Origin of the sequence: Streptomyces guryensis, assembly GCF_021261325.1 — a bacterium.
Classification (GTDB): domain Bacteria; phylum Actinomycetota; class Actinomycetes; order Streptomycetales; family Streptomycetaceae; genus Streptomyces; species Streptomyces guryensis.
In genome coordinates this window covers 50,531-76,472 of the sequence record NZ_JAJSBI010000003.1, presented here as the reverse complement: position 1 = coordinate 76,472, position 25,942 = coordinate 50,531, and the positions used below count along the sequence as shown (strand labels likewise).

The 25,942-nt window shown below is 71.1% G+C and carries 24 protein-coding genes; 9 read left to right on the top strand and 15 right to left on the bottom strand.

Annotated features, from left to right (window positions below):
* Window position 1: 1 nt before the first annotated feature.
* From LJ657_RS07240 to LJ657_RS07210, 7 genes are all read right to left on the bottom strand, one after another.
* Window positions 2–1,945 carry an ABC transporter permease gene (locus LJ657_RS07240; RefSeq protein ID WP_232647515.1) on the bottom strand — a complete coding sequence of 648 codons (1,944 nt, stop codon included), beginning with the start codon at window positions 1,943–1,945 and terminating at the stop codon, window positions 2–4.
* Window positions 1,945–2,988, bottom strand: a complete 1,044-nt coding sequence (locus LJ657_RS07235) for a quaternary amine ABC transporter ATP-binding protein (protein ID WP_232647957.1) — start codon at window positions 2,986–2,988, stop codon at window positions 1,945–1,947. Before LJ657_RS07235 ends, LJ657_RS07240 begins: the two co-directional genes overlap by 1 nt.
* Window positions 2,989–2,996: 8 nt before the next feature.
* Entirely contained in the window at window positions 2,997–4,526 is a 1,530-nt protein-coding gene (locus tag LJ657_RS07230) for a GMC family oxidoreductase (protein ID WP_232647514.1), read from the bottom strand.
* A gap of 157 nt (window positions 4,527–4,683) precedes the next feature.
* Entirely contained in the window at window positions 4,684–6,213 is a 1,530-nt protein-coding gene (locus tag LJ657_RS07225; protein WP_232647513.1) for an aldehyde dehydrogenase family protein, read from the bottom strand.
* 181 nt (window positions 6,214–6,394) lie between these two features.
* Window positions 6,395–7,480, bottom strand: coding sequence for a serine/threonine kinase C-terminal domain-containing protein (locus tag LJ657_RS07220; RefSeq protein ID WP_232647512.1), 1,086 nt, complete (start codon window positions 7,478–7,480; stop codon window positions 6,395–6,397).
* Window positions 7,481–7,490: 10 nt separating this feature from the next.
* Window positions 7,491–7,856, bottom strand: a complete 366-nt coding sequence (locus LJ657_RS07215; RefSeq protein ID WP_232647511.1) for a hypothetical protein — start codon at window positions 7,854–7,856, stop codon at window positions 7,491–7,493.
* A complete protein-coding gene (locus LJ657_RS07210) occupies window positions 7,846–9,624 on the bottom strand; it encodes an AbeC-like domain-containing protein (protein ID WP_232647509.1) in 1,779 nt (592 codons plus the stop codon). Before LJ657_RS07210 ends, LJ657_RS07215 begins: the two co-directional genes overlap by 11 nt.
* Window positions 9,625–9,764: 140 nt before the next feature.
* On the opposite strand from LJ657_RS07210, the gene LJ657_RS07205 reads away from it, so the two are divergent.
* On the top strand, window positions 9,765–10,700 hold the full coding sequence (locus LJ657_RS07205) for a helix-turn-helix domain-containing GNAT family N-acetyltransferase (RefSeq protein WP_232647508.1): 936 nt from the start codon (window positions 9,765–9,767) through the stop codon (window positions 10,698–10,700).
* Window positions 10,701–10,723: 23 nt separating this feature from the next.
* On the opposite strand, the gene LJ657_RS07200 is transcribed toward LJ657_RS07205, so the two are convergent.
* From LJ657_RS07200 to LJ657_RS07175, 6 genes are all read right to left on the bottom strand, one after another.
* A complete protein-coding gene (locus LJ657_RS07200; protein WP_232647506.1) occupies window positions 10,724–11,647 on the bottom strand; it encodes a serine/threonine kinase C-terminal domain-containing protein in 924 nt (307 codons plus the stop codon).
* Between the two features lie 149 nt (window positions 11,648–11,796).
* Window positions 11,797–12,786, bottom strand: a complete 990-nt coding sequence (locus LJ657_RS07195) for a malate dehydrogenase (RefSeq protein ID WP_232647505.1) — start codon at window positions 12,784–12,786, stop codon at window positions 11,797–11,799.
* Between the two features lie 342 nt (window positions 12,787–13,128).
* Entirely contained in the window at window positions 13,129–14,391 is a 1,263-nt protein-coding gene (locus LJ657_RS07190) for a helix-turn-helix domain-containing protein (RefSeq protein WP_232647504.1), read from the bottom strand.
* 365 nt (window positions 14,392–14,756) lie between these two features.
* Entirely contained in the window at window positions 14,757–15,242 is a 486-nt protein-coding gene (locus LJ657_RS07185; RefSeq protein WP_232647503.1) for a helix-turn-helix domain-containing protein, read from the bottom strand.
* A gap of 173 nt (window positions 15,243–15,415) precedes the next feature.
* On the bottom strand, window positions 15,416–15,850 hold the full coding sequence (locus tag LJ657_RS07180; RefSeq protein ID WP_232647956.1) for a DUF3017 domain-containing protein: 435 nt from the start codon (window positions 15,848–15,850) through the stop codon (window positions 15,416–15,418).
* Window positions 15,851–15,926: 76 nt separating this feature from the next.
* Window positions 15,927–16,781 (bottom strand): bifunctional methylenetetrahydrofolate dehydrogenase/methenyltetrahydrofolate cyclohydrolase, encoded by an 855-nt coding sequence (locus LJ657_RS07175; RefSeq protein ID WP_232647502.1) that lies wholly within the window; start codon window positions 16,779–16,781, stop codon window positions 15,927–15,929.
* Between the two features lie 245 nt (window positions 16,782–17,026).
* Between LJ657_RS07175 and LJ657_RS07170 the strand changes: the two genes are divergently transcribed.
* From LJ657_RS07170 to LJ657_RS07150, 5 genes are all read left to right on the top strand, one after another.
* Window positions 17,027–17,641 carry an RDD family protein gene (locus LJ657_RS07170; RefSeq protein ID WP_232647501.1) on the top strand — a complete coding sequence of 205 codons (615 nt, stop codon included), beginning with the start codon at window positions 17,027–17,029 and terminating at the stop codon, window positions 17,639–17,641.
* Between the two features lie 37 nt (window positions 17,642–17,678).
* Entirely contained in the window at window positions 17,679–18,209 is a 531-nt protein-coding gene (locus tag LJ657_RS07165) for a hypothetical protein (protein ID WP_232647500.1), read from the top strand.
* Window positions 18,210–18,340: 131 nt separating this feature from the next.
* The gene (locus LJ657_RS07160; RefSeq protein WP_232647499.1) at window positions 18,341–19,087 is read left to right on the top strand and encodes an FHA domain-containing protein; all 747 of its coding nucleotides are present in this window, start codon (window positions 18,341–18,343) and stop codon (window positions 19,085–19,087) included.
* Window positions 19,084–20,649, top strand: coding sequence for a protein kinase domain-containing protein (locus LJ657_RS07155; RefSeq protein ID WP_232647498.1), 1,566 nt, complete (start codon window positions 19,084–19,086; stop codon window positions 20,647–20,649). Before LJ657_RS07160 ends, LJ657_RS07155 begins: the two co-directional genes overlap by 4 nt.
* A 98-nt stretch (window positions 20,650–20,747) precedes the next feature.
* Window positions 20,748–21,248 carry a hypothetical protein gene (locus tag LJ657_RS07150; protein WP_232647497.1) on the top strand — a complete coding sequence of 167 codons (501 nt, stop codon included), beginning with the start codon at window positions 20,748–20,750 and terminating at the stop codon, window positions 21,246–21,248.
* Window positions 21,249–21,311: 63 nt separating this feature from the next.
* Here the strand turns inward: LJ657_RS07150 and LJ657_RS07145 are convergent, their stop codons facing one another.
* Window positions 21,312–21,746: an ATP-binding protein gene (locus LJ657_RS07145; protein WP_232647496.1), complete on the bottom strand. Its 435-nt coding sequence runs from the start codon at window positions 21,744–21,746 to the stop codon at window positions 21,312–21,314.
* A 222-nt stretch (window positions 21,747–21,968) separates the two neighbouring features.
* Between LJ657_RS07145 and LJ657_RS07140 the strand changes: the two genes are divergently transcribed.
* The 3 genes from LJ657_RS07140 to LJ657_RS07130 all read left to right on the top strand — a co-directional run bounded on the left by LJ657_RS07140 (window position 21,969) and on the right by LJ657_RS07130 (window position 24,809).
* The gene (locus tag LJ657_RS07140; RefSeq protein ID WP_232647495.1) at window positions 21,969–22,820 is read left to right on the top strand and encodes a helix-turn-helix domain-containing protein; all 852 of its coding nucleotides are present in this window, start codon (window positions 21,969–21,971) and stop codon (window positions 22,818–22,820) included.
* Between the two features lie 8 nt (window positions 22,821–22,828).
* A complete protein-coding gene (locus tag LJ657_RS07135) occupies window positions 22,829–23,029 on the top strand; it encodes a DUF397 domain-containing protein (protein ID WP_232647494.1) in 201 nt (66 codons plus the stop codon).
* A gap of 106 nt (window positions 23,030–23,135) precedes the next feature.
* The gene (locus tag LJ657_RS07130) at window positions 23,136–24,809 is read left to right on the top strand and encodes a serine/threonine-protein kinase (protein WP_232647493.1); all 1,674 of its coding nucleotides are present in this window, start codon (window positions 23,136–23,138) and stop codon (window positions 24,807–24,809) included.
* A gap of 14 nt (window positions 24,810–24,823) precedes the next feature.
* Here LJ657_RS07130 and LJ657_RS07125 read toward each other — a convergent pair whose 3' ends face one another.
* Window positions 24,824–25,549 carry a glycoside hydrolase family 16 protein gene (locus tag LJ657_RS07125; protein ID WP_232647492.1) on the bottom strand — a complete coding sequence of 242 codons (726 nt, stop codon included), beginning with the start codon at window positions 25,547–25,549 and terminating at the stop codon, window positions 24,824–24,826.
* Window positions 25,550–25,942: the final 393 nt, after the last annotated feature.

Below are 25,942 nucleotides of genomic sequence, written 5' to 3'. Positions count from 1 at the left end.
GTCACGCTCCCTTCTTCGCGCGACGTTCGGTCGGCTGGGTGACCCGGTCGAGCATCAGCCCGAGGCAGACGATCGCGGCGCCCGCCACCAGGCCGGTCGCCAGGTCGCCCTGCGCCAGGCCGAAGACGCTGTCGTAGCCGAGCGCACCACCGCCGACCAGGCCGCCGATGACGACGACGGCGAGGACGAGGACCACGCCCTGGTTGACGGCGAGCAGCAACGCCGGGCGGGCGAGCGGGAGTTGCACCTGGCGCAGCTGCTGGGCGGGCGTCGCGCCCAGCGAGCGGGCCGACTCCAGGGCGGCCGGGTCGACCTGTCGCAGGCCCTGTGCGGTGATGCGGACGACGGCGGGCAGCGCGTAGACGACGGCTGCCGCGGCGGCGGGCGCGCGGCCCACGCCGAACAGAGCGACCACCGGGATCAGGTACACGAACTGCGGCATCGTCTGGAAGACGTCCAGGACGGGACGGAGCAGGCGCTCGAACCGGTCGCTGCGGGCCGCCGCGATACCGGTCGCGAAGCCCAGGACCAGGGTGACGGCGACGGCCGCCAGCACCTGGGAGAGCGTGTCGAGCGAGGGCTGCCACACGCCGAGCACGCCGATCGCGGCCATGGCGAGGACCGCGGTGAGCGCGGTGCGCCAGGTGCCGATCAGCCAGGCCAGAGCGGCGACGACGAGCAGGACCGACCACCAGGGCAGCCCCTGCAGGCCGCTGCGGACCGGGTTCAGCACCCAGGTCGTGAAGTGGCCCGCCCAGTCGGCGGTGCCGCCCACGACGGGCACGCCCGAGTACAGGTGCGCGGTCATCCAGTCGACGGCGCGGTTGACCGGCTCGGCGATGTCGAACGTCCAGGAGTCGGGCCAGTCGAGGCGGCCCGCCAGCCGTCCGGCGAGCGCGACGGCCACGGCGGCGGCAGCGGCGTAGAGCCACGGCCTCAGGCTTCGGGACTCCTCACCGGCCTGCTCGCCCGCGGCGCCCGTCACGCGGTCCAGTACGACGGCGAGGAGCACGATCGGGATGCCGGCCGCGAGTGCCGCGCCCACGTCGACCGAGGCCAGCGCCTGGTAGACGCGGTCTCCGAGGCCGCCCGCGCCGATCACGGAGGCGATGACGGCCATCGACAGCGCCATCATGATCGTCTGGTTGAGGCCCAGGAGGAGCTCCTTGCGGGCCAGCGGGATCCGGGCGGTCAGCAGACGCTGGGGCGCGGTGGCGCCGAGCGAGTCGACCGCCTCCAGGACCTCCTTGTCGGCGCCGCGCAGGCCGAGGGCGGTGAGGCGGGCCATGGGCGGGGCGGCGTAGACGACGGTCGCCAGGACGGCGGCGGGGACGCCCATGCCGAAGACGAGGACGACGGGCAGCAGATAGGCGTAGGCCGGCAGCACCTGCATGGTGTCCAGAACCGGACGCAAGCCGCGGTCGAGGCGGTCGGAGAGCCCGGCGGCGAGCCCGAGGACCACTCCGACGACGACCGACACGAGCACGGCCACCACCATGAGCGCGAGCGTCTGCATGGTCGCCACCCACATGCCGAGCAGGCCGCAGGCCAGGAACGCGGCGGCGGTGCCGAGGGCGAGCCGGACCCCGGCGACCCGCCAGGCGACGAGCGCCCCGAGGGCCGTGACCCCGGCCCAGCCGGCGGCGAGGAGCACCAGGTACACGGCGTGTACGGAGATCACGACCGCGTTGCTGATGTAGCCGAAGAAGTAGAGGAACAGCGGGTTGCTGTCCCGGTTGTCGATGATCCAGTTGCTGGCACTGGTCAGCGGCTTGGTGAGGTCGACGGTGAGGGCGGCGGGCCAACTGCCGCTGGCCCAACGGGCGTTGGCGAGGGGAACGAGGATCGCGGCGACGAGGGCGAGGAGCAGCAGCTTCTGCGCCGCACGGTGTTTCAACAGACCGCCCGGCAGTGCGCGCGGGGCGGATGCGGTGACGGTTGCCATTACGCCGCCTCCTTCCGCGGCTCCGTTCCGGCGACGACGCCGAGGAGCCTCTCGTGGTCGACGACACCCAGGCAGCGGCCGTTGTCGACCACACACGCCGGCTTGCCGCTCCTGGCCACGACCTTGATCGCGTCGGCGACGAGCTCGTCGGGGGCGAGCGCACCGGGATGCTCCGTGCCGCCGCAGTCCCCGGGCCGCATGGCCGTGCCTACGGTCATGACCTGCTCGCGGGAGACGTCCCGGACGAACTCGCGGACGTAGTCGTCGGCGGGGCTGCCCACGATCTCCTCCGGGGTGCCCAGCTGGACGACCTTGCCGTCGCGCATCAGCGCGATGCGGTCGCCGAGCTTCAGGGCCTCGCTCAGGTCGTGGGTGATGAAGACCATCGTGCGGCCCTCCTCGCGGTGCAGGCGGACCACCTCCTCCTGCATGTCCCGCCGGATCAGCGGGTCGAGGGCGCTGAACGGCTCGTCGAAGAGCAGGACCTGGGGGTCGACGGCCAGCGCGCGGGCCAGACCCACGCGCTGCCGCTGACCGCCGGACAGCTGGCTCGGGCGCCGCTGCTCCATGCCTTCCAGGCCGACCTTGGCGACGACGTCCTGGGCGCGCGCCCGCCGCTCGGACCTGCCCACACCCTGGATCTCCAGGCCGTACGCCACGTTGTCGAGGACCGTGCGGTGCGGCAGGAGACCGAAGTGCTGGAAGACCATCGCGGCGCGGTGGCGGCGCAGTTCGCGCAGCCGGGACTTGTCCATGGCGCGGACGTCCTCGCCGTCGATGGCGATCGTGCCGGCCGTCGGCTCGATCAGCCGGGTCAGACAGCGCACCAGCGTGGACTTGCCGGAGCCGGACAGCCCCATCACCACGAACACCTCGCCCTTGCGCACGTCGAAGGAGACGTCACGGACGGCGGCGGTACAGCCCGTGCGGGCGCGGAGTTCGGCGGGCTCCAGCGAGGTCAGCCCGGGATCGGCGGGGACGCTGTCGGCCTTCGGGCCGAACACCTTCCACAGTCCCTCGACAGAGAAGACCGGCTTGTCCATTACGTTCATCACGCATCACTTCCGATCAGGTCGACGGCTTTCTCCCCGACCATCAGCACTCCGATCATCGGGTTCACAGCGGTCATGGTCGGGAACACGGAGGCGTCCGCGATGCGGATGCCGTCCAGACCGCGGATCCTCAACTGCGGGTCGACGACGGCCAGTTCGTCGTCGCTCGCTCCCATACGGCAGGTCCCGGCCGGGTGGTACACGGTGTGCGCGACCTTGCGCGCGTACTCACTCAGCTCCTCGTCGCCGGTGACGTGCGGGCCGGGGGCCACCTCGCGCTTGAGCCAGCTCGCCAGCGGCTCGGTCTGCGCGATCTCGCGGGCGATGCGGATGCCGTCGACCAGGGTGCGGCCGTCGTAGTCGTCCTCGTCCGTGAAGTAGCGGAAGTCGAGGGCGGGCTTGGCCGACGGGTCGGCGCTGGTGAGGTAGAGCCGGCCGCGGCTCCTCGGCTTCGGGATGTTGGGCGTCATCGAGACGCCGTGGCGCGGCCGTTCGTAGCCCAGCCGCTCCGGGTTGTCGGTGAACGGCACCTGGTAGAAGTGGAACATCAGGTCCGGGCCCTGGTGTTCGGGGTCGCGCCGTACGAACAACCCGGCGTCGCTGTCCATCGCGGAGTTCTCCGGGAGGGGGCCGTGGGTCTCCCAGACGATCACCGACTCGGGGTGGTCGAGGAGGTTCTCGCCGACGCCCGGCAGGTCGAGCGCCACGGGTATGCCCAGCGCCTCCAGGTCCTGACGAGGACCGATGCCCGAGTGCAGCAGCAGCCGCGGGGAGTCGACGGCGCCGGCGCAGAGCAGGACCTCGTTGCTGGCCCGTACGAGGATCTCCTCGCCGTCCTTGGTGCGGACGTGCACGCCCTCGGCCCGGGTGCCGTTCAGCTCCAGCTTGTACGCCCAGGTCTCCAGGAGGATCGTCAGGTTCTCGCGTTCGTCCATCACCGGGTGCAGATACGCCACCGACGCCGACGACCGCTTGTTGTTCTCCGGGTGGTAGGCGAGGTCGAAGAAGCCGGCGCCCTCGGTGAACGGCGAGCGGTTGAAGCCCTCGATCCGGGGGACACCGACCGCGTGCTGCGCGGCGTCGACGAAGTCCTGGGCGATGTCGTTCCGGTCCTTCTCGTCGACCGGGACGATGTTGTTCTTCAGCCGGGCGTAGTACGCCTCCATGGGCACCGCGCCCCAGCCCTTGGCGCCGGCCTCCTCCCACTCGTCCCAGTCGGACGGCAGCGGCTTGAAGGCGATCAGCGTGTTGTGCGAGGAGCAGCCACCGAGCACACGGGCCCGGCTGTGCCGGATGTGCGAGTTGCCGCGGGGCTGCTCGGTCGTCGGGTAGTCGTAGTCCAGCTCGCCGCCGAGAAGGCCCATCCAGCGGCGCAACGTCAGCACGTCCTCACGCCCGACGTCACTGGGCCCGCCCTCGATGACGGCAACGGTCACATCCGGGTTCTCGGTGAGCCGGGAGGCGATGACGGACCCTGCGGTCCCGCCGCCGATGACGACGTAGTCGTAGATCTGCGTGTTCTCGGACATGGGGGTGGTAACTCCAGGGGGATCAGGAGCGCCCCATAGGGGCGCGGGGCTGTGTCGATATGCGGCTCCGCCGCGCGGGCGCGACCAGCCACGACGTGGCCTGCGGACGACCGACGGCCTGCCCACGGCACCCAGCGGAGCGCCGCGCAGCGCAGTCTCAGCCGCGGAACCAGCGCACAGCCTTGGGCGCCAGGTTCTGGTACACGTGCTTGGTCTCGCGGTACTCGGCCAGCCCCGCAGGACCGAGCTCTCGCCCCACCCCGCTCTTGCCGAACCCGCCCCACTCCGCCTGCGGAAGATAGGGATGGAAGTCGTTGATCCAGACGGTGCCGTGCCGGAGACGACCGGCCACGCGCCGGGCCCGCCCCGCGTCGGCGGTCCACACGGCCCCCGCGAGGCCGTACTCGGTGTCATTGGCGAGGGCGACGGCCTCGTCCTCGGTGCGGAACGTCTCCACCGTGAGGACAGGCCCGAAGACCTCTTCGCGTACGACGCGCATCTCGCGGTGGCACTGGTCGAGGACCGTCGGCTCGTAGAAGTAGCCGTCCGCGGGGCGTTCCGGCGACTGCTCGGGGCGCTTGCCGCCGGTGCGTAGCACCGCACCCTCGGAGAGCGCGGAGGCGACGTACGCCTCGACCTTGGCGCGCTGCTGCGCGGAGACGAGGGGGCCGCACTCGACGCCGTCCTCGGTGCCGCGGCCCAGGCGGATCCGGCCGGCCCGGCGGGCGAGTTCGGCGACGAAGCGCTCCCGCAGGGATTCCTCGACGATGAGGCGGGAGCCGGCCGAGCAGACCTGGCCGCTGTGGATGAAGGCCGCGTTCAGGGCCTGGTCGACGGCGGTGTCGAACCCCTCGTCCGTCGCGCAGGCGTCGGCGAAGACGACATTGGGGTTCTTGCCGCCGAGTTCCAGGGCGACCTTCTTGACGCTCGGGGCCGCGGCCTGCGCGACCTTGGTGCCGCTGACCAGACCCCCGGTGAAGGAGACCAGGTCGACGTCCGGGTGCTCGGCGAGCCGGGCACCGACCGTGTGGCCGGGGCCGGTGACGATGCCCGCGACACCGGTGGGCAGCCCGGCATCGGAGAGCAGGTCGATGAGCGCGATGGTGGTGAGCGGGGTGATCTCGCTCGGCTTGATCACGAAGGTGTTGCCCGCCGCGAGAGCCGGGGCGATCTTCCAGCTGGCCTGGAGGAGTGGGTAGTTCCAGGGCGTGATCAACGCGCAGACGCCGACCGGTTCGTGCACGACGACGCTGTGGATGTCGGGCGAGCCCGCGTCGACGACCCGGCCCGGGGCCTCGCCGGCCACCAGGTCGGCGAAGTAGCGGAAGGCGTCGGCGACGCAGTCGATGTCGACCCGGCCCTCTTCGACGGTCTTGCCGGCGTCGCGGCTCTCCAGCAGCCCGAGCCGCTCACGGTCGCGCACGAGGAGGTCGGCGACGCGGCGCAGCAGCGCGGCGCGCTCGGCCACGGAGGTGCGGGGCCAGTCGCCGTGGTCGAAGGCGTGCCGGGCCGCCGCGACCGCCAGGTCCGTGTCCTTCTCGTCGCCCTCCGCAACCAGAGCGAAGCCCTGGCCGTCCGCGGGGTCGATGATCTCGCGCGTGGCGCCGGAGACGGCTTCCCGCCACTCCCCTGCCACGTGGATGGTCGCCTGCGCGTCCAGCCCCTGGGTTTCCGCTCTCTCCGCCATGATCCGTATTGCCTTCCGTTCCTGTTCGGTGCCCCTGAGTGACACATGTGTCCCTCACGAGGACCGTGAGCGCCTGCCCCCCGCCTCCCGTTGCATGCGCAATCCATGGCGGAAAGTGCGCTGCGTCACTGAAAATGCGGACAAATGGGGCGAAACGGAATGGAAATGAAACGGAGAGCGGTCAGTCGGTTCCCGGGTCCGGGCCGCAGGTCGTGTAGGGCGGGCAGAACCACTTCAACGCCGTGGTCAGGTCGGCGAGTTGGGCGTCGTGGCCGGTGGAGTCGGGGCCGTACGAGGCGATGGCGTAGATGTTGCCGTCCGCCGCGACGAAGCGCTCGTCGTAGACGTGCCAGGTGCCGACGTCGGGCTCACCCTTGATCGTGCCGGCCTGATACTCCAGCCGTGAGCCGGTGAACCGGCCGTCGTCGAGCTTCTGCAGATCGAGCTTCTTGAAACCGGCGGGCTTGGGGGTCTGGTCGGACAGGTACAGCTTGAAGGAGGCGTCGGGGGACGACTCCTGCACCTGGTACACCTGCAGCCGCTGTTCCCGGTCGGCGCTGCGGTAGTTGACCACGGCCATCCCGTACACCGAATCGGTGCTGCTGCGCGACCACCCCTGCGGTATCGCGATCCGGAACCCCTCCGTGTCGTCGCGCAGCTCGTATCCCGCGGGTGGCGCGGAGGCGGAGGGGGACAGCGACCCCGTGTCGTCGGCGTAGGGCGAGGGCGACACGTCCGGCGACGCGGAGTCCGTGGACGGCGTGGACGGCGTGACGGAACTCGCCGCCACGGGCTTCTTCCCCGACCCGTCGTCCTTTCCGACCACGAGGGTCAGTACGAGGCTCACGGCGACCCCGACGACGGCGGAACCGACGACCACGGACCAGACGAGCCGCCGGTTGAGCCCTCCGGCAGGGGCAGGCGCCGGGGCGGGGGCGGGGGGCGGCCAGGACGCACCGGTGGACCACTCCGGCACGGGCCCCTCGGCCCCCGGACCGTGCCAGGCGCTGTCCGCGCCGCCTCCGGGCCAGCCCTGCGCCCCCACGGTGGGGGGCTGCGTCCCCACGGCGGGAGCCTCGGACTCGACCGTGGGAGCCGCCGTCCCCACGGTGGGCGTCGAAGCCGGAGGGGCCGGGTAGTCCGGGCCGGAAGGCGGCGGCCCCTCCTCCACCGGCGTCGGCAGCGTCGGTTCGGCCGCCGGGCTGCCGCCCGTGCCGTCCTCCCAGCGCTGGGTGTCCTCGTTCCAGTACCGCTCGCCCCCGCTCATCGTGTCCCTCTCACCGCCCCAGCAGGCCGGCCAGGGCGCCGGCGGAGGAGAGGAAGGTCACCAGGGCCTGGGAGTCGGTGAGGAGTTCGCGCAGGCGCTGACGGCGCGTGGGCCCCGCCTGACCGGTACTGGTGATCTCGGTCTCCGTGTCGGCCAGCGCCTGGCCCAGCGCGACGGTCTGCCCGGTGCTGTTCACCAGCGCCAGGTCCTGCCTCAACTTCCGCACTGCTGCGAGGAGTTGCCGGGTCTCCTCGTCCGACGGCACCCCCGGGCCGTGGTGCACATGGCTCTCGGCGCTTGCGTTGTTGCCGGCGGCGACCGCGTTGTTGCTGCCCGAGATGTCGCCGATGGTGATGCCCTGGTCTTCACTGGCCATTGCTGTCGGCCCCCTTCTGCGGCGACGCGCCGCCCGAGACGTTGGAACCCGAGGAGCTGGACGACGAGGCGGAGTTCTGCATGCCTGCCGCGATCGAGTTGTTGCTGCCCGAGATATTGCCGATGTTGACGTCGCCGTTGCTGATGTTCACGATCTTCTGCATGAACTCCCCGGTCTCGTAACCGGCTTCGGCGAGCGCCGCCCGCACCCCGCCCGCGACCCGGTCCTGCACACTCTTCAGATAGCGCGCCACGTCCATCTCCTGGAAGAGCGAACCGGCCGTCACCGAGCCCAGTTCGCGCACCGACAGCGCCGGACCGTCGGGCAGCGCGCCCGCGTACCCGCCGGTCAGCAACCGCCACACGTAGACCAGGCCGCGGCCGAGCTGGGCGAGCGAGCGCCCCGCGGACCCGGGGACCAGGACGACGGCACCCGCCGCCTTGCCGAGCACGTTGTTGTTGCGGAACCGGTGGGCCGTACGGTCCGCGTCCTTGAAGTCCTGACGCACCGGCGTCAGCACATGCGGGGCGATCTCCAGCATCAGCATCCGGCCCTGGGTGTGGATGCGCACGAAGACCGTGACGACCAGCTCCTCCTCCCAGCCGCCGACGCGGATGCGCAGGAAGTGCCGCCGTTTCTCGGCGCCCTCCTCGACCGCGCGGGCCCGGTGGTCCTCGAAGGCCTGCGGGGTGTACGGCGCCTGGTCCCGGGTGAGCAGCCCCTCCGCGGGCAGGAACACGCACTCGTCGATCTCCAGCCAGCGCAGCCGGTCGCGGACGCCGGGGCCCGCGTACTCGGCCGGGACGCGGAGCTGTTCGAGCAGCGGGCGGACCCGCTCCAGGACCGCGCGGTTGCTGAGCGGCTGCTGCTTCTTCAGCTCGTCCCGCCGCAGCTCAACGGCTAGCACCCAGGTGTTGTACGCCGCTCCGGCCCCGCAGAACGGGCGGGCCTCGTGGTACATGACCAGCGGTGCGTGCTGCTCGACGCGGATGCGCTGCTTCAGCCGCTGGAAGCGGGCGTTCTCGGCCTGCTCGGCGGGGTCGGAGGCGGCGTCCGGGAAGCGCTGCGGGGAGAGCTCGGCGGCCAGCGCCCGGCTGAACTGGTGGCGCTGGGCGTGCACGCACCAGGCGATGAGCGCGAACACGGCGAGCGTGAGCCAGGCCTGCCACGGCCTGATCGCGTCGGCGATGTTGTTCGGCGAGAACACGTCACCGGCGCTCGGCGAGTCCGAGTAGCCGTAGTCGGAGCCGTACGAACCGTACGAGGAGCTGTCGTTGGAACCGCCGCCGAACGCCGCGACGACGATGAGGAACAGCACCACCGCGAAGAACGTACGGCCCCACCAGCGGACGAGGAACGCGGCGATCCGGCGGTACACCGGCGGCCGTTCGCCGCGGCCCCTGACCCACGGGGCGAGCGCGAGCAGCACGCTCGGCCAGAGGAAGAAGAGCAGCAGGCCCGCGCTGAGAGCCGAGCCCACCACCCACAGCCCGATGATCGCTCCGGCCCACAGCAGCTCCTGGCGGCGGGCGCGCAGGGCATGCGCGAGAACGCGGGCGGCGTCGAAGCCGAGCGAGGGCGCCACGATCCGCTGCTCGTTGAGGTGCAGTTCCTCGATGACGCGGTCGCGGTAACCGGAGTCCAGATAGGTGCCCGCGCACAGCAGCCGGGTCGCCTCGCTGGCGTGCGGCGGAGTGGGCGGTGGTGTGGGTGGCGCCCCTGCGGGCGTCGTCGGCTGCGGTTGCTGTGGCACAAATGCGGTGCTCACGCGAACTCCCCCGATGCGTGGAAAGACCGTTGTCAGACGTTCAGTTGACAAACCATCAGCATAGAGGGGCTGCTGGGACCGGCGGTAGCGGAATGCCGAGGGATGGACCGCTCCATGTTCTTTGACTAAAGTCAAAGAACATGGAGCCAGGACGTACGGAGCCGGTGTCCACACAGCCGGTGCCGGCGGAGCAGGTGGCGGCCCTCCGCCGGTTCAACCGCTACTTCACGCGCCGTATCGGGGCGCTGGAAGACCACTACCTCGGCCAGGACCGGCCCCTCGGTGAGGCCCGGCTGCTGTTCGAGATCGCCGAGAGACCGGGCGGGGTCTCGCTCCGGGAACTCAGGAGCCGCCTCGGTCTCGACGCCGGGTACCTCAGCCGGATGACGAAGGCGCTGGAGGCGCAGGGCCTGGTCCGGCTCAGCGCCCACCCGGACGACAACCGGTTGCGCATGGTCGAGCCGACACCCGCCGGACGCGTCGAGGTCACGGAGCAGAACCGCCGGGCCGACGCCCTCGCCGCGGGCCTGCTGGACGCCCTCGCCCCCGGCCGGCGCGCGCAGCTCGTCGAGGCGATGGCCACCGCCCAGCGTCTGCTGCGCCTGGCCGCCATCACCGTCGACCTCGTCGACGGCGCCTCCCCGGACGCCCGCGCCTGCCTGGACGCCTACGCCGCCGAGATCGACGCACGCTTCCCCGAGGGCTTCGACAAGTCCGACCTGGTGGGGCCGGCGGAGGTGTCAGGGGAGGCGGGCGCGTTCTTCGTCGCCTACGAGGAGGGCCGCCCGGTGGGCTGCGGCGCGCTGCGGCGCCTGGAACCCGGCGTCGGCGAGATCCGGCACGTGTGGGTGCATCCCGAAGCCCGCCGCCTCGGCCTCGCCCGCCGGATCCTCGCCGCCCTGGAGGAGGCGGCGACCGCCCGCGACTGCACCGTCGTACGACTCGACACCCACGCGAGCCTCACCGAGGCCCAGGCGATGTACCGGGCGTCCGGCTACACCGAGATCCCCGCATACGTCGACCACGTCTACGGCGACCACTGGTTCGAGAAACAACTGCCCGGCCCGGCCGTCTGACCACTCGGCCGACAGCCAGGGGGCTACGAGCAGTCGGCGTCCTTGGGGCAGAAGTACCGCACCGCCGTCGCCAGCGGCTCCCGTACCAGCGCGGGGGCGAGCTGCGCGGGGCCGCTGGAACGGATCGCGTACAGGGTGCCGTCGGCGGCCTCGAAGCGGTGGTCGATGACCTGGCGTGCGCCCTCGTCCTTGTCGTCGTAGCGGTACGACAGCTCGGCCCAGGTGTCGCCGCGATCGCGTTCGACGACCTGGTAGCCGGGCTGCGCGGCGAAGCCGTAGCCGGGGTCGGTCTCCGCGAGGGTCAGGGACTCGTAGGGGGTGGACTCGGAGATCTCGAAGATCTGCAGCCGGCGGCCGTCGGCGGGGGCGTCGTAGGAGACGACGGGGGCCGACTGGCCCTGCTTCTGGCGGCGGGTCCAGCCCTGGGGGACGTCCACCCCGTAGCCGACGGGGTCCTGGGAGCGGCGGTAGCCGGCCGGCGGGGAGGAGGACGCCAGGAGCGAGGCGGACGCGGTGGGGGTGGGAGTGGGGGTCGGGGTGGTCGTCGGGCTCTGCGGCGGGGTGGTGGAGACCGTGACGCTCACGCTCGTCGCGGGCGTGGCCCCGGTGCCGGGCGAGTGGTCGCGGGTGAGGTACCAGGCGCCCGCTCCGGCGCCCGCACCGAGGACGAGGGTGGCCGTGAGGACGGCCAGGACGCGGCGGGCGCCAGGGCGCGGGTTCGCGGGAGGCGGCGGTGGCGGCCAGGTCGGCGGCAGGACGCCGCCCGTGTGGGTCGGCGCGAAGGCCCAGGGCGGTGGTGCCTGGCCCGTCTGCGTCTCGGCCGACGCCCACGGTGGTGGAGGTGCCGGCTGCTGGGCGGCCCAGGCCGCCCGGCCTCTCTCCTCGCTCGGTTCGCGCTCCGGTCCGGAACCGGAGCGGCCGTCGTCGTAGCCGTCCCAACTGTTCATGGCACGCCCCCCGAATCACCCCATTGGGTACCGCTTCTGACGGTAGCGGCGAAAACGGCCACGGGCCTCGTTCCGGAAGGAACCGGAACGGGGCCCGTGCAGGGTCGTGACAGAACCGTGAAGCCGTATGGCCCACTTGGCTCCGTGGATCAGATGAGGCCGAGGCCGCGGACCGCCTCGCGCTCCTCCTCGAGCTCCTTCACGGAGGCGTCGATGCGGGCGCGGGAGAACTCGTTGATGTCCAGGCCCTGGACGATCTCGTACTGGCCGTCCTTGGTGGTGACCGGGAAGGAGGAGATCAGGCCCTCCGGGACGCCGTAGGAGCCGTCCGACGGGATGCCCATGGAGGTCCAGTCGCCGTCCGCGGTGCCGTTGACCCACGTGTACACGTGGTCGATGGCGGCGTTGGCGGCCGAGGCGGCCGAGGACGCGCCGCGGGCCTCGATGATCGCCGCGCCGCGCTTGGCCACGGTCGGGATGAAGTCCTCGGCCAGCCACTTCTCGTCGTTCACGGTCTCGGCGGCGTTCTTGCCGGCGACCGTGGCGTGGAAGATGTCCGGGTACTGGGTGGCGGAGTGGTTGCCCCAGATCGTCAGGCGCTGGATGTCGGCGACCGTCGAGCCCGTCTTCTTCGCGAGCTGCGTCAGCGCGCGGTTGTGGTCGAGGCGGGTCATCGCGGTGAAGCGCTCGGCCGGTACGTCCGGGGCGGCGGCCTGCGCGATCAGCGCGTTGGTGTTGGCCGGGTTGCCGACGACGAGGACCTTGATGTCGTCCGCGGCGTTGTCGTTGATGGCCTTGCCCTGCGGCTTGAAGATGCCGCCGTTGGCGGAGAGCAGGTCACCGCGCTCCATGCCCTTGGTGCGCGGGCGGGCGCCCACCAGGAGGGCGACGTTGGTGCCGTCGAAGGCGACGTTCGGGTCGTCCGTGATGTCGATGCCCTGCAGGAGCGGGAACGCGCAGTCGTCGAGCTCCATGGCCGTGCCCTCGGCGGCCTTCAGCGCGGGTGTGATCTCCAGCAGGCGCAGCTTGACCGGCACGTCCGCGCCGAGCAGCTGGCCGGAGGCGATGCGGAAGAGCAGGGCGTAACCGATCTGGCCGGCCGCGCCGGTGACGGTGACGTTCACGGGAGTGCGGGTCATGGCGTTCTCCGTATGACAGCTGGCGGTGGGCGTCCTTGCCCTGGGTGCCCTGGGGTGCGGACGTACAAATGATCGATCTCTTGGTATCAAGAGATCCACCGGTCAGGCTATCGCGCATCCGGGATGCCGGACGTCCGGGTCCGTGTGGCCCGCCCCACAGAGTGAAACGGGTGGGTCGACCGGCTCGGAAGAAATGTGAATCGGGATGTGGATGGGAGGAATAGTCGTCCCCATCCCGGGCACGCGAACCGTACCCCCACGGGAGTCCGGCACGGTCGGTCCCCCCACGGCGGCCGCCTCAGTCCCCCCTCTCCCGGACGGGCGGCCGCCGCTTTTCCCGCCCTACGTCGTGCACCCCTTCCGCCCCGACGCCAGCGTCGCGCACGCCTTGGCCTCGCCCGCGTCCTTGACCGCGACCATCGGCGTGTAGGCGATGTTGTCCCCGGTGGCCGTGATGCCGTCGCTCTCCTTGGCCTTGCCGGCGGCCACCTGGACGGAGTCCCCCTGGGTGGCCTGGGTGATACGACCCCAGGCCGCACCGCAGATCTTGCTGTACCGCACCTCGACCGTGGTCGTGCCGACGACGGCGGTCTTGGCGGTCGTGACCGAGGCGGCGTCCTTGGTGCAGCCCATGGCCTCCGCGTCCTTGCCGGTGCAGGAGGCGCCGCTGCACTTCACACCGGCCGGCAGGTCGGTCCGGGCGCTGACGGACGGGGACGGCGAGGCGCCGCCCTCGTTCTTCCTGCCCGAGCCGTTGTCGGTCAGATAGAACACGGCCGCTATCACCACGAGCACCCCGACGAGCCCCGCGAGGAACATCGTCAGCTTCCGCCTGCCACCGCCGGAGGAGGCGCCCCCGCCGGGCCGCGGGCCCTGCGGCGGCTCACCGGACGGGCTCGGTGTCCCCCGCGTCCAGCCATGACCGTCGGCCGCCGGCTGCGGCGCCGGTGCCGGAGCCGCGGCTCCGGGAGCACGCGCACCGGTCTGCGACGGGCCCTTGTACCCCGCCAGCCGCCACGAGTTGGCTCCCGAGGAGCTCTCCGGCGCGTCCGCGGAGGGCGCATCCGCGGGGGGCGCGCCCACGGAGGGCGACGCGCCGCCCTCCCGCACCGCGCCCGCCGCGTCCAGCACATCCGGGCTCGCCGGCTGCGGCGGCACCGTCGGCGCCACCCCCGCCGGTCCCGCGATCCCCGGCGTCGCCGTCGCGCTGCCGGACCTGCGGGCCGTCGTGCCGCCCTTGCTGCTCGCCTTGCCGCTTGCCTTGGCACTGGCGGGAGGCGCCCCGAACTCACCGAGCGCGGCGCGCGCCTGGGAGATGCGGATGGCCTCCATGGTCATGTCGTGGCGCATCTCCGAACGGCTCCAGGCCCGTTCGGCGAGCTCCCACATGGTCGTCAGATGGATCGGATTGGTACCCGTGACCTCGGCCAGCGCCACGATCGCGCCCTTGGGCGCGAGCAGCCGGCCATTGAGATACCGCTCCCAGGACGTCTTGCTGTAGCCCGTGCGGTCGGCCACCGACGCGATACTCAGGCCACTGCGGTCCACGAGCCGCCGAAGCTGGCTCGCGAACTCCCTGACCTGCGGATCGAGTTCGTCCGGCAAGGCCCTCCAACGAGGCATTGCTTCCCCCCTCTTCCCCCGGTTGGTGCTGGTGTTCCTCGCGTTCCCCCGCGCGCGGTGCCCGTTCTGGCCTACCCACAGGGATGCGCCCAGTAAGGATCCCAGTTCCCGGGATGGGGGCGCACGGGAGCGTTGGGGCCGTTCGGCATGCACCGATGCACGCCGTTCCGGCCGCGGTCCGGTATCCCCCCGGCAGCCCCCTCCGCCGCCCGGCCGGACCCGCCCACCCTAGGGCCCTCGTCGAACAACCCCGTGTCAAATCCGCAAACTTGTCAATACATCGACACCGCAGACACACATGGACAACCTCCCCCGCCACGGGCGCATTCACCCCACCCATGGGCAACTCACCCGAGCGCGAGGACGCCCACGACCGCGATCAGCAGCATGAGGAGCAGAAGCAGCACGGCGTACAGCAACAGCCGCCCGCCCGGCCGCCGCCGGGTCTCCTCGGGCGTGTCCCACCAGGGCAGGGTGGGATCGTCCTCGTACTCCTCACCGACCGAGGCCCCGGAGCCCCCGGCGTCCTCGGTCGGTTTCACGGGGAGCGCGGCCGGGCGCGGCCAGGCCTGCACGGCCAGTTCCCAGCGCACCGCGAAACGCTCGGCCTCCGTGTCGGCGAGGCCCGCGATCCGGCACAGGGCGGCGACCGCCTGCCGCGGCGGCGGCTGGGTGGCGTTGAGGTAGCGGTGCCAGGAGGACTTGCTGTACGCGGTGCGGGCACCGAGCGAGACGAGGCTGAGCCCTGTCCGGTCCTTGAGGAGCCGCAGCTGCTCCACGAAGTGCCGCACCTCCGGCGGCAGATCGTCCGGCAGCGGCTGCCAGCCGCCCATCGCCCACCTCCACCAGATCCTTCGCGTTACCCGCCCTGACCAGGTGACGAAGCCGGGCCGCCGTTGGTTCCACCGGCGGTTGAGCCGCGCACTCAGGGGCGTGGGGAACCGCGCGACAAGCCACGATGGCGCCGCAGCCGAAAACCGACCCACTCCGCAAGCCGGCGGAGCGGTCAGTTGCTCACCGTGAGATGCAGCGTGTCCTTCAGGAACGGGATCTGCAGCCACGGATGCGGCTGCACCATCAGCGCCAGCAGCACGATCGCGAGGCCCAGCACGCCGTACGTGACGATGTCCGTGAAGCGGGAGCGTACGGCGAGCATGCCGACGTCCGGCAGGATCCAGCGCAGCGCGGCGCCGAGCACCAGGGCGACGCCGATCAGCAGCGTGCCGTACCGGAAGACGTCCAGCGCGGTCAGCAGCAGACCGAGCCCGACCAGGCCGAGGACGGCGAGGATCGGCCACTGCCGCGCGGGCGCCGGGGCGCCGCTGGGGGCGGCCCTGCCGCCGCCCTCCGGACGCGCAGTGTCCTTCGTGAACAGCGGGAAGCGGCGCGTCACGCGGCGCGGCCTGCCCTCGGCGTCGGGTGCGCTGATCGCGTCGCGCACGGTCTCCTCCGCCTGCCGCTCGGGGGCCTCGACCTCGCGCTCGGGCTGCTTCGCCGCACCCTCGGGGTGCTTCGCCTCAGCCGGCACTGCGCTCCGCCGCCTCGACCACGTTGACGAGCAGCTGGGCGCGGGTCATCGGGCCGACACCGCCGGGGTTCGGCGAGATCCAGCCGGCGACCTCGGCGACGCCCGGGTGGACGTCGCCCACGATCTTGCCCTCGGCGCTGCGCGAGACACCGACGTCGAGGACGGCGGCGCCCGGCTTCACGTCCTCGGGCCGGATCAGATGGGCCGAGCCGGCGGCGGCGACGATGATGTCCGCGCGCTTGAGGTGCGACGACAGGTCACGGGTGCCGGTGTGGCACTGGGTCACGGTCGCGTTCTCGCTGCGCCGGGTGAGCAGCAGCGGCATCGGGCGGCCGATGGTGACACCGCGGCCGACGACCACGACCTCGGCGCCCTTGATCTCGACGCCGTACCGGCGGAGGAGGGTGAGGACGCCGTTGGGGGTGCAGGGCAGCGGGGCCGGCTCGTTCAGGACGAGACGGCCGAGGTTCATGGGGTGGAGGCCGTCGGCGTCCTTGTCCGGGTCCATCAGCTCAAGGATCCGGTTCTCGTCGATGCCCTTCGGCAGCGGCAGCTGGACGATGTAGCCGGTGCACGCCGGGTCCTCGTTCAGCTCCCGGACGACCGCCTCGATCTCCTCCTGCGTCGCCGTGTCCGGCAGTTCACGCTGGATGGAGGCGATGCCGACCTGGGCGCAGTCGCGATGCTTTCCGGCTACGTACTTCTGGCTGCCGGGGTCGTTCCCGACGAGGATCGTGCCGAGGCCGGGCGTGACGCCCTTCTCCTTCAGCGCCGCCACGCGGGCGGTCAGATCGGACTTGATCGCGGCTGCGGTGGCCTTGCCATCGAGAATCTGGGCGGTCATGACCCCATCCTCGCGGATGACCGCCCCCCGGTTCCAATCCGGGTGCCGTACCGGCCCGGCGGCCATGATCAGCAACATTGCACTTGCACAACACATGCGAAATGCCACTGGACAAGGCGAGCGGCCGTAAAGAACGATGAACGGCGCAGTATCGCGGTTCGTGTTCGGGGGGCAAACCGCTCACATCATGAGATTCCTCCGCGCAATCCGCATCGTCCCCATGTGTGCAACGGAGGAATCCCGCCATGAGTTACGGCGACCCGAACAACCCCTACGGCCAGCCCCAGCAGCCGCCGCAGCAGCCCGGTTACGGCTACCCCCAGCAGCCCGGACAGCAGCAGCCCTACGGCTACCCGCAGCAGGCCCCGCAGGGCGTGCCGCCGCAGCAGCCGGGCTACGGCTACCCGCAGGCGCCGCAGGCCCCGGCCGGCTACGGCTACCCGCAGCAGCCGGGTTACGGCATGCAGCCGCCGTACGCGAGCTGGGGCCAGCGTTTCCTTGGGCTGCTGGTCGACATGCTCGTGTTCTTGCCTCCCTACATCATCGTCGTCATCGGGGGGGTCTCCAAGATCTGGGCCCTGGTGATCGTCGGTTACCTCGCCGTCCTCGGCGTGGCGATCTGGCAGCTGGTCAGGGAGGGCAGCACCGGCCAGACAGTCGGCAAGCAGGCGGTCGGCATCCGCCTGGTGAAGGAGACCGACGGACAGCCCCTCGGTTTCGGCCTTGCCTTCGTCCGCCGGCTCGCGCACTTCCTGGACAGCATCGCCTGCTACATCGGCTGGCTGTGGCCGGCGTGGGACCCCAAGCGCCAGACGTTCGCCGACAAGATCTGCTCGACCATCGTGATCCGCACGAACTGAGCACTGCTTCACCCCATTTCCCGGAGGAACACCCCCCATGAGTTTCGGCGGCCCCAACAACCCCTACGGCCCGCAACAGGGCCAGCAGCCGGGCTACGGCTACCCCACAGCTCCCCCGGTGGGCCCCTACGGGGGCGCTTCCGTGATGACGACGATGCCGGGCACCGTGAGCGTGGGTCGCGTGCTGCTGTGGGTGATCGTTCCCCTGCAGCTCATCGGCGTGGCCCTGTTCGCCTTCGTCGCCGGGGTCGTCCGCAGGACGTCGAGCGCCGGAGTCGAGAACGACGCCTCCTTCGAGAAGATCAAGGAGTACTCGTCCGGCGTGCTGTGGGCGATGGTGGTGTTCGCGCTGGCCTGGGCGGTGTTCGCGGCCGTGCTGGCGTTGAAGTTCAGCGACGGCGGCAACCGTGTCCGGGTCACGGCCATCGTCTTCGGCGTCATCACCGCGATGCTGGGCATCTACCCCTTCGTCGTCGTGGGCCTCCTCCACACGGTTCTCGGCATTCTGATAGCCGTGTTCGCCGGCAACGCGAACGGAACCGCCTGGTTCAACCGCGTAAAGCAGTGAACCGCCCGGCGCCACTGAACAGTTCGCGCCAATAAATCGCCAAGGGCCGTGTCTCCCCGTCCGAGGGGGACACGGCCCTGGCGCGTCGCCCTACTCTGACGTGGGTAGCCGGCAGGCACGGGAGACGCACCTTGTACAGCATCATCGTGGTACCTCCGCCGACCACGGAGGACCAGTCCACTCGCACCCAGCTCAAGCTCGCGCCCGGTGAGCGGCTGACCTTCGGGCGCAGCGCCGACTGCGACGTGGAGATCCCTCACAAGGGTGTCTCCCGCAGGGCCGGTGAGATCACCGCGCAGGGCGCCTTCTGGATACTGAGCAACCTCAGCGGGGAGCAGACGTACGTCGTGGAGAACCCCGAGGGCGCCGGTGAGCACATGAAGGTCGGGCCGGGCCGCCTCGACGCCCCCGTCCCCTTCGAGTTCTCCCGGATCGTGCTGCCGGCGGCCGGGGACCTCCTGGCCGTCGAGGTGTGGGCTCCCCGCCACGACTACCTCCGCTCCGAGGGCGGCCTCGACGGCGCCACCACCGCCCCGGCCTTCTCCGTCGACCGCACCAAGCGCTACTTCGCGGTCCTCGCGGCCCTGTGCGAACCGCGCCTGCGCGGCGCACCGCACGCGCCCCTGCCCACCGTCGACCAGGTCGTCGACCGCCTGCGCCCGAACTGGCCGGCCGCCTCCCGCACTTCGGTGCAGTGGAACATCGACTACCTGGCGGTGAAGCTGCGCCTGAAGCCGGGCCCGGACGAGGCGGACACCGGCCCGCGCCTCAACGGCAAGAAGGAATCGCTGGTCTCGCTCGCACTCCGCTTCGACCTCGTCCGCGAGGACGACCTGGTCGTCCTGGCCGCCTCCCCGTCCGGCCGGGCGGTCCGGTGACCGAGCCCTACGCCGTGCCGGTGCCCAGGGGGTACCGGGTGGGCGTCTGGGAGGTGCGGGACCCGATCGCGACGGGCGCCTTCGGGAGCGTGTACGAGGGCAGACGCACGGGCGGCGACCTGGCCGGCACCGGCGAGGAACTGCCCCGCACGGCCGCCCTGAAGTTCCTCCCCACCGGCACGGGCACCCCGCGCCAACTCACCCACCTGCGCGAGCTCATCGACCGCGAGGTCGAGTTGCACCGCCGCCTGAAGCAGCCGCGCCTGATCCGGATGTACGACACCCTCACGGTCGACGACCCGTCCCGGCCCGCCCTCGACGGCGCCACCGTCCTCGTACTGGAGAAGGCGGAACGCTCCCTGTCGGCGCTGCTGTCCGCCGCCCCGCGCCTGGCCGCCGGACCGGTGCTGCTCGCGCAGGTCTGCGAGGGGCTGGCCCAGCTGCACCGTGCGGGCTGGGTGCACGGGGACCTGAAACCGGCCAACGTCCTGCTGATGAAGGACGGTTCGGCCCGCCTCGCCGACTTCAACATGGCGGCCGAACTGGAGGGCACGCACGCGTACACCCCCGCCTTCTCCACGCCCGACTACACCCCGCCCGAACTCCTGTGGTCGGAGATCGGCACCCGCGGACGCCAGATCCGCCCCTCGGCCGACGTCTGGGCCTTCGGCGTTCTGGCGCACCTGGTTCTGACCGACTCCTTTCCCCTGCCCGGCGGCACCCCGACCGCCCGCCGTGACGCGGCCGCCGCCTACGCCCGCGGCACCGACGAACTGCGGCTGTCGCCCCAACTCCCCGACATCTGGCGGGGGATCGTCAGGGACTGCCTGTCCCGCACCCACGCCGACCGCGTCGGCACGGACGCTCTCCTGCGCCGGGTCACGGAGGCAGCCGGCACGGACCGCCCGCCACGCCTCCCGCGCCGCAGACGTCGTTCGGCGGTGATCGCGAGCGCGACGGCCGCCACCGTCGCGGTCGCGGCGCTCGGCTACGGCATCAGCACCTGGGCGGACACGGGCGGCGGCACCCCGGAGGTCAGGAGCTCCACCCCCACGGCGAAGGTCGCCCCCGCCACCTACGGCTCCGCCGAACTCCGCACGGACCAGGGCGTCCCGGCGGCCTACCGACCGATGATCGTGGACGCGGCTCACGGCTGCGACCAGGCGGACGTCACACCCGCGCTCATCGCGGCCATGCTCAAGGCGGAGAGCAACTTCGACCCGAAGCTCTCCGACCCCGGCAAGGACGAGTACGGCATCGCCCGCTGGACCCCGAGGCTGCTGCGCTGGTGGATCCGGGCCGACGGCCAACCGGTCAGGTCGATGCCCAAGCCACCCCTCTCCGTCCCCGACTCGATCGCCGGCCTCGGCCACTACCTGTGCTACATCGAGCCGAACCTGACACCCGACCTGCCCGGCGACAAACGGGTACTGATCGCCGCCGCGTACCGGACCTCGTACAAGCGGGTCAACGCGGCGCACGGCATTCCCCCCGAATACCGCGACTACTGCAAGCGGCTCACCCAGTACCTCAAGGAGTACACGCCACCCGGCAGTTGGTGACCCTGAGACTTCCGAGGTACCGGCCGGCGGGCGCCGGCGGCACGGTGGTACCACTCCGCCACGGCGGAACGACCACCAGAGTTCATGGGGGAAACAACGTGAACATCGCCAAGCCCGCCGCCCTGTTCCTCGCGGCCACCGCCCTGCTCGCCGGCTCCACGGTCGCGGCCACCGCGGCCGACACCCCGGACGGCACCCGGGTGACCTCGACGCCGGACGGCATCCGCGTCAACAGCATCCAGCAGACCGCCGACCAGGTGCTCGCCGGCCACCCGAAGGCCCTCAAGTCCACCGCCGACGAGGTCAGGTACGACGGCCTGACCCTGACCCGCGCCCCGAAGGGCAACCTCGGCGCGCAGGACCTGGCCTGCGGCTACGGCCACCTGTGCATGGTCGTCAGGGGCACCAAGTTCGACTTCTACAAGTGCCAGACCTGGACCGTCAGCAACTGGACCGGTGACGGCCCGTTCACCAACAACCAGACGCCCGGCACGGTCGCCAAGTTCTACAACCAGGACGGCAGCGTCCGCTGGACGTCCACGGCGTACCAGGCCGGCACGGCCACCTGGGACCCGATCTGGTCCCTGCGCCCCTGCTGACAGGGCACCGACCAGCCGCGGTCTCCGGCTCCCTCGGGGGAGGGCCGGAGACCGCGGCCTTTTTTACGCTGCCGAGGCCGACGCCGGCGTCGTGAGCTCGCACCACACGTACTTGCCCCGCCGGCCTCCCCTGGTCAGCGGCTGCCACCCCCACAGGCTGGAGCACGCACGCACCAGTGCCAGCCCGCGCCCCTCCTCCGCCTGCGCAAGCCGCTCCAACTGTCCCGGTGGCTCAGGCGGTTCGGGGTCGGCGTCCCACGCCCCGATCCGCAACACACCCCCTGGCAACCAGCACACCCGCAGTTCGGCAGGCCCCTTGGTATGCCGTACGGCGTTGGAGACCAGCTCCGCCGCGAGCAGCTCGGCGACGTCGACGAGGCCGATGAGGCCGTGCATGGTGAGGATCAGGCGAAGGGTGCGGCGACTGACGGTGACCGCGCGAAGGTCGTTCGGAATGCGGAGGGAGTACTCCCAGGGCTCGGACTCGTTTTCGGGCATGCGTCAACTCCGCTTAGGTAGTGGGGGGGTTGGGGCTGGCGGGCGGTGGCAGTGCCGCAGCCGTCATGGCAGGACGGGGCGGTGCGCTTCCGGGGTCCCGGGTTTCGCAGCGTGTGCGTCGCATTACCGACAGTAGGTCTTACCGTTTAAGTTTCGCAAGCCGATCGCGTAACCTGTTCCCCGAACGAGTCATGCCCACAGGCATGTTGGGAGGGGCATTCGATGGCCTTGAGGAGTGAGCCAACGGCGCGTCAGCTGCGCCTGGCGGTCGAGCTTCGGAAGCTCCGTGACGCGGCAGGCCTCACGACCCGCGAGGCAGCAGCGCTGCTCGGAGTGAGCTCTGCGCAGATCAGCCAGATCGAGTCCGGCGTCGCAGGCGTGAGCGCCAAGCGGTTGCGCCTCCTCGCTTCCAACTACTCGTGCACGGATGACGAGTTCATCGACGCGCTGGTCTCCTGGGCGACCGACAGAACGCGCGGCTGGTGGGAGGAGTACCGAGGAGCACTGCCCACCCCGTTCCTCGACCTGGCGGAACTGGAGCACCACGCCACGTACCTTCGCGAGGTCCAGTTCCTGCACATCCCCGGCGCGCTCCAGACAGAGGACTACGCCCGCACGATCTTCTCCGACAGAATCCCCGAACTTCCCAGCGATGAGCTTGAGTTGCGTGTCCGACACCGGATGCAGCGCAGGGCGATCTTCGAAGGCCCGGACCCCACACCGTACGAAGCGGTCATCCATGAGGCGGCGCTGCGCATCCGCATCGGCGACCGTGCCGCCTCCCGGGCCCAGCTCAACGCGCTCCTCGACCTCAGCGAGTCGGACCACATCACCGTGCGGGTCATCCCCTTTGACGTGGACGGCTTCGGCGGCTCCTGGGCAGCCATGATGCTGGCGAGCGGTGCCGTACCCAAACTGGACACCGTCGTTCGCGACGCGCCGCACGCCACGGGGTTCATCGACTCGGAGGCCCAGCTCAGCGTCCTTCGCACGCTCTTCCATAGAGTGGAAGCCGCATCGCTCGATCCCGAACGGTCGCGTGATTTCATCCACCGGCTGACCAAAGAGCTGTGAGGTGCCCCATGAGCATCCCCGACAACTGGCGGAAGTCGTCCTACTCCGGCGCCGGGGACGGCAACTCCTGCGTGGAGATAGCGAACTCGGACACCCACGCGGCGGTCCGCGACTCCAAGGACCCGACCGCCGGCGTCCTCACGTTCCCCACCGGAACCTTCACCACCTTCGTCGAAGCCCTGAAGACCCAGCCGGTACGTCAGCCCTGATCCCGGTTGCCGCCCCCGCAACCCGGTAGTCTCTCGTCAACCAACGGTGCCACTGGGCCCGTTGGGATGACCGAGGTCGAGACAGCACACGTCGGGGGATCGATCCATGTCAGACGCCGCCCTCGCACAGACCTGCGCGCGGCCGCTGCGGCCGACCGATCCGGTGCGAATCGGACCGTACGTACCGTTGGGGCTGCTCGGCAGCGGCGGTATGGGCCGGGTCTACCTGGCGCGGCACGGCGACGGGACGCCCGGACTGGCCGCGGTGAAGGTGGTACGGCCCGAGCTCGCCGAAGACGTGCGCTTCCGGCGGCGGTTCGAGCGGGAGGCCACCGTGCACGCGCGCGTGGGCGCGCCGTACACGCCGGAGCTCTTCGGCACCGGGTTCGAGCCCGACAGCGAGTTGCTGTGGATGGCGACCGCGTACCTGCCCGGCCTCAATCTCGCGGACGCCGTACGGGAGTGCGGCGTGCTGGAGCCGTCCGGGGCATGGCGGCTGGTGGCGGATCTGGGCCGGGCACTGGGCGCACTGGCAGCCGTAGGAATCGTGCACCGGGACTTCAAACCGTCGAACGTCCTGCTGACCCGGCACGGAGCACACGTCATCGACTTCGGCATCGCACAGGCCGTGGACGCCAGCGCGATCACGACCACCGGCAGCCGGGTCGGCACCCCCGCCTTCATGTCCCCGGAGTACCTCAGGGACGGCCGCTGCGACACGGCGTCGGACGTGTTCTGCTGCGCGAGCACGGTCGTCCACGCAGTCACCGGACACGCCCCGTTCGGCGACGGCACCGGCATGGACGTCCTGCACCGCGTCGCCTCCGAGGCGCCGAACGCCGAGATCATGGCCGAGGTGGCGGCCGCCGACCCCGCCCTGGCCGCCCTGCTGACCGCCTGCCTCGACAAGGACCCCGCGCTACGGCCCGGTCCACAGCACCTCATCGACGCCGCCGCCGCGCTCCCACGGGCCACCTCCTGGCAGGAGCCGCTGGGCAGCCGTCTCCAGGCCCAGGAGCAGGCGTACGACGTACTGCGCGCCTGCCCCGTGCCTGGCGAGCGGCCTCAGCAGACGCCGACCGAGCAGGTGGTGTACCCGGCGGCCGGGCCGGGGTTCGGTCCGCCGGTGACTCCGCCGTCGACGCCGACCGCACCCGCCCGGCCCCGCAGGAGGCGGTACGCCGCCCTCACCGCCGTACTCGCGGTGTGCGCCGTAGCCGTGACCGCCTTCCTGCTCACCCGCACGTCGTCCTCCGGCGACACCGCGAGCACCGCCGCCACGGCCTCCTCCACCACCGCCACGACCAGCGCATCCGGCGACGGGCCCTCCTCGCCATCCACGAAGCCGAAGGGGAGGGGGACGAAGGAGGGGAAGGGGACGAAGGAGGGGAACCCGATCACCTCCACCGCCCCTTCCGGCAACGGCACGCAAGGGACCGCCCACACCAGCCCCACTCCCCGCCCCACCTCCGAGGCACCCGGCACCCCGACCCCCACCCCCTCGAAGTCGACCCCCGCCCCGGCAGAACCACCGTGGCTCACCGAGTGCACCACCTACGCCGGCACCGAACTCACTCAGCTCGGCGACCGCGGCCGGCGCGTCGTACAGGTGCAGTGCATGCTGACCAAACGCGGCTACGACGTGGGAAGTTCGGGTGTGGACGGGGACTTCGGCAAGGCCACCGACGCGGCGGTGCGCAGCTTCCAGACCGACAAGGGACTGCGGGTCGACGGCCAGGTGGGGCCCAACACATGGGCGGCGCTTCGCAGTTCGACCTGAGGCGACCCGAGCCCTTACGGGGTGTACGGGGTGTACGTGATCGAGGAGACCTTCAGGTACCGCGCACCGTCTCCCGTGGCCCATGTCGAGTCGTTGGGGTTGCCGGGCCAGGTGCCGCCGACGGCGGTGTTGACGATGAAGTGCATCCCGACGCCCGGAGGGGTGGTGTACCACTTCGTGCCGGTGATGGTGCCGTCCACGGCGAAGTCGATGTGATCCGGCCACCAGGTGAACGAGTACCTGTGGTACGCGTTGGTCCAGCCCGCGCCGTTCGTCTTCGAGAACTGGGTCTGGGCGTTGTTGGTGTCGTGAGAGGTCTGGTACACGGTGTTCGGGTTCTGGCCGACGATTTCGGCGGCGTCGAACTCGGGCAGCCACGGATTCAGATAGGCCGCCCATACCGCGGGCAGGAGGCCCTGGCCGTTGGGCATGTTCGCGGTGAAGCTGTAAGTGCCGTAGCCGTAGAGCGCCTTGGACTCCACGCGGCCCGAGTAGTACGTGCCGCCCGACTTGTAGGTCTTGATGACGAGGGTGTCGCCCTCGTACCAGACGCAGCCGGGGGTGTAGGTCTCCAGCTCGTTGTTGGCGGTCCACCGTCCGCTGATGGTGTTCCACGAGTTGACGGTCTGGGGGGCTCCCCAGGACGCCGCGTGGGCCTGCGGCTGCCCCAGGAGAAGCAGTGACAGCGCTGCCAGGGCCGCAACTATCAGGCGTCCCGGCCGGAGAAGTACAGCTGACATCGCGGCTCCATTGCTCGGATGACATGGGGCGTGGGAGCGATCCCACTCTCATATCAACCGGACTTTAGGAGTCCGTTCAACGTTTGACAAGATGCGCGGACAGGATCGAGTCCTGGCTTCCGAAGTTGAAGACACCGGGTGGGGAGCGGCCTGGACAGGTGGATCCGGCACCGCGCGAAGGATGATCCAATGCGCGGGCTGCCAGCCGAAGTCCGAGACGGCCGGGGATGTCCAGAAGGTCACAGCCGGCCCATAGGAGCCGTCCGCCTCGTCGCCGACCTCGACGGTGATCTCCCGGTCCGGGTAGCGCGCGGACAGGACTCCCTGCCAGCACTCCCCCAGAGCCAGCGCGAGCTGGGGCAGCTCCTCCCGGAGCTGATCGTCGTCTGGGGA

Bases quoted from the DNA above. Each gene is read 5' to 3' on its own strand.
- LJ657_RS07135 (WP_232647494.1), top strand. From the start codon at position 22,829: ATGAGCATCCCCGACAACTGGCGGAAGTCGTCCTACTCCGGCGCCGGG.
- LJ657_RS07240 (WP_232647515.1), bottom strand. From the start codon at position 1,945: ATGGCAACCGTCACCGCATCCGCCCCGCGCGCACTGCCGGGCGGTCTG.
- LJ657_RS07205 (WP_232647508.1), top strand. From the start codon at position 9,765: ATGGAGCCAGGACGTACGGAGCCGGTGTCCACACAGCCGGTGCCGGCG.
- LJ657_RS07200 (WP_232647506.1), bottom strand. From the start codon at position 11,647: ATGAACAGTTGGGACGGCTACGACGACGGCCGCTCCGGTTCCGGACCG.
- LJ657_RS07170 (WP_232647501.1), top strand. From the start codon at position 17,027: ATGAGTTACGGCGACCCGAACAACCCCTACGGCCAGCCCCAGCAGCCG.
- LJ657_RS07130 (WP_232647493.1), top strand. From the start codon at position 23,136: ATGTCAGACGCCGCCCTCGCACAGACCTGCGCGCGGCCGCTGCGGCCG.
- LJ657_RS07215 (WP_232647511.1), bottom strand. From the start codon at position 7,856: ATGGCCAGTGAAGACCAGGGCATCACCATCGGCGACATCTCGGGCAGC.
- LJ657_RS07195 (WP_232647505.1), bottom strand. From the start codon at position 12,786: ATGACCCGCACTCCCGTGAACGTCACCGTCACCGGCGCGGCCGGCCAG.
- LJ657_RS07220 (WP_232647512.1), bottom strand. From the start codon at position 7,480: ATGAGCGGGGGCGAGCGGTACTGGAACGAGGACACCCAGCGCTGGGAG.
- LJ657_RS07175 (WP_232647502.1), bottom strand. From the start codon at position 16,781: ATGACCGCCCAGATTCTCGATGGCAAGGCCACCGCAGCCGCGATCAAG.
- LJ657_RS07165 (WP_232647500.1), top strand. From the start codon at position 17,679: ATGAGTTTCGGCGGCCCCAACAACCCCTACGGCCCGCAACAGGGCCAG.
- LJ657_RS07235 (WP_232647957.1), bottom strand. From the start codon at position 2,988: ATGGACAAGCCGGTCTTCTCTGTCGAGGGACTGTGGAAGGTGTTCGGC.
- LJ657_RS07225 (WP_232647513.1), bottom strand. From the start codon at position 6,213: ATGGCGGAGAGAGCGGAAACCCAGGGGCTGGACGCGCAGGCGACCATC.
- LJ657_RS07185 (WP_232647503.1), bottom strand. From the start codon at position 15,242: ATGGGCGGCTGGCAGCCGCTGCCGGACGATCTGCCGCCGGAGGTGCGG.
- LJ657_RS07140 (WP_232647495.1), top strand. From the start codon at position 21,969: ATGGCCTTGAGGAGTGAGCCAACGGCGCGTCAGCTGCGCCTGGCGGTC.
- LJ657_RS07230 (WP_232647514.1), bottom strand. From the start codon at position 4,526: ATGTCCGAGAACACGCAGATCTACGACTACGTCGTCATCGGCGGCGGG.
- LJ657_RS07125 (WP_232647492.1), bottom strand. From the start codon at position 25,549: ATGTCAGCTGTACTTCTCCGGCCGGGACGCCTGATAGTTGCGGCCCTG.
- LJ657_RS07145 (WP_232647496.1), bottom strand. From the start codon at position 21,746: ATGCCCGAAAACGAGTCCGAGCCCTGGGAGTACTCCCTCCGCATTCCG.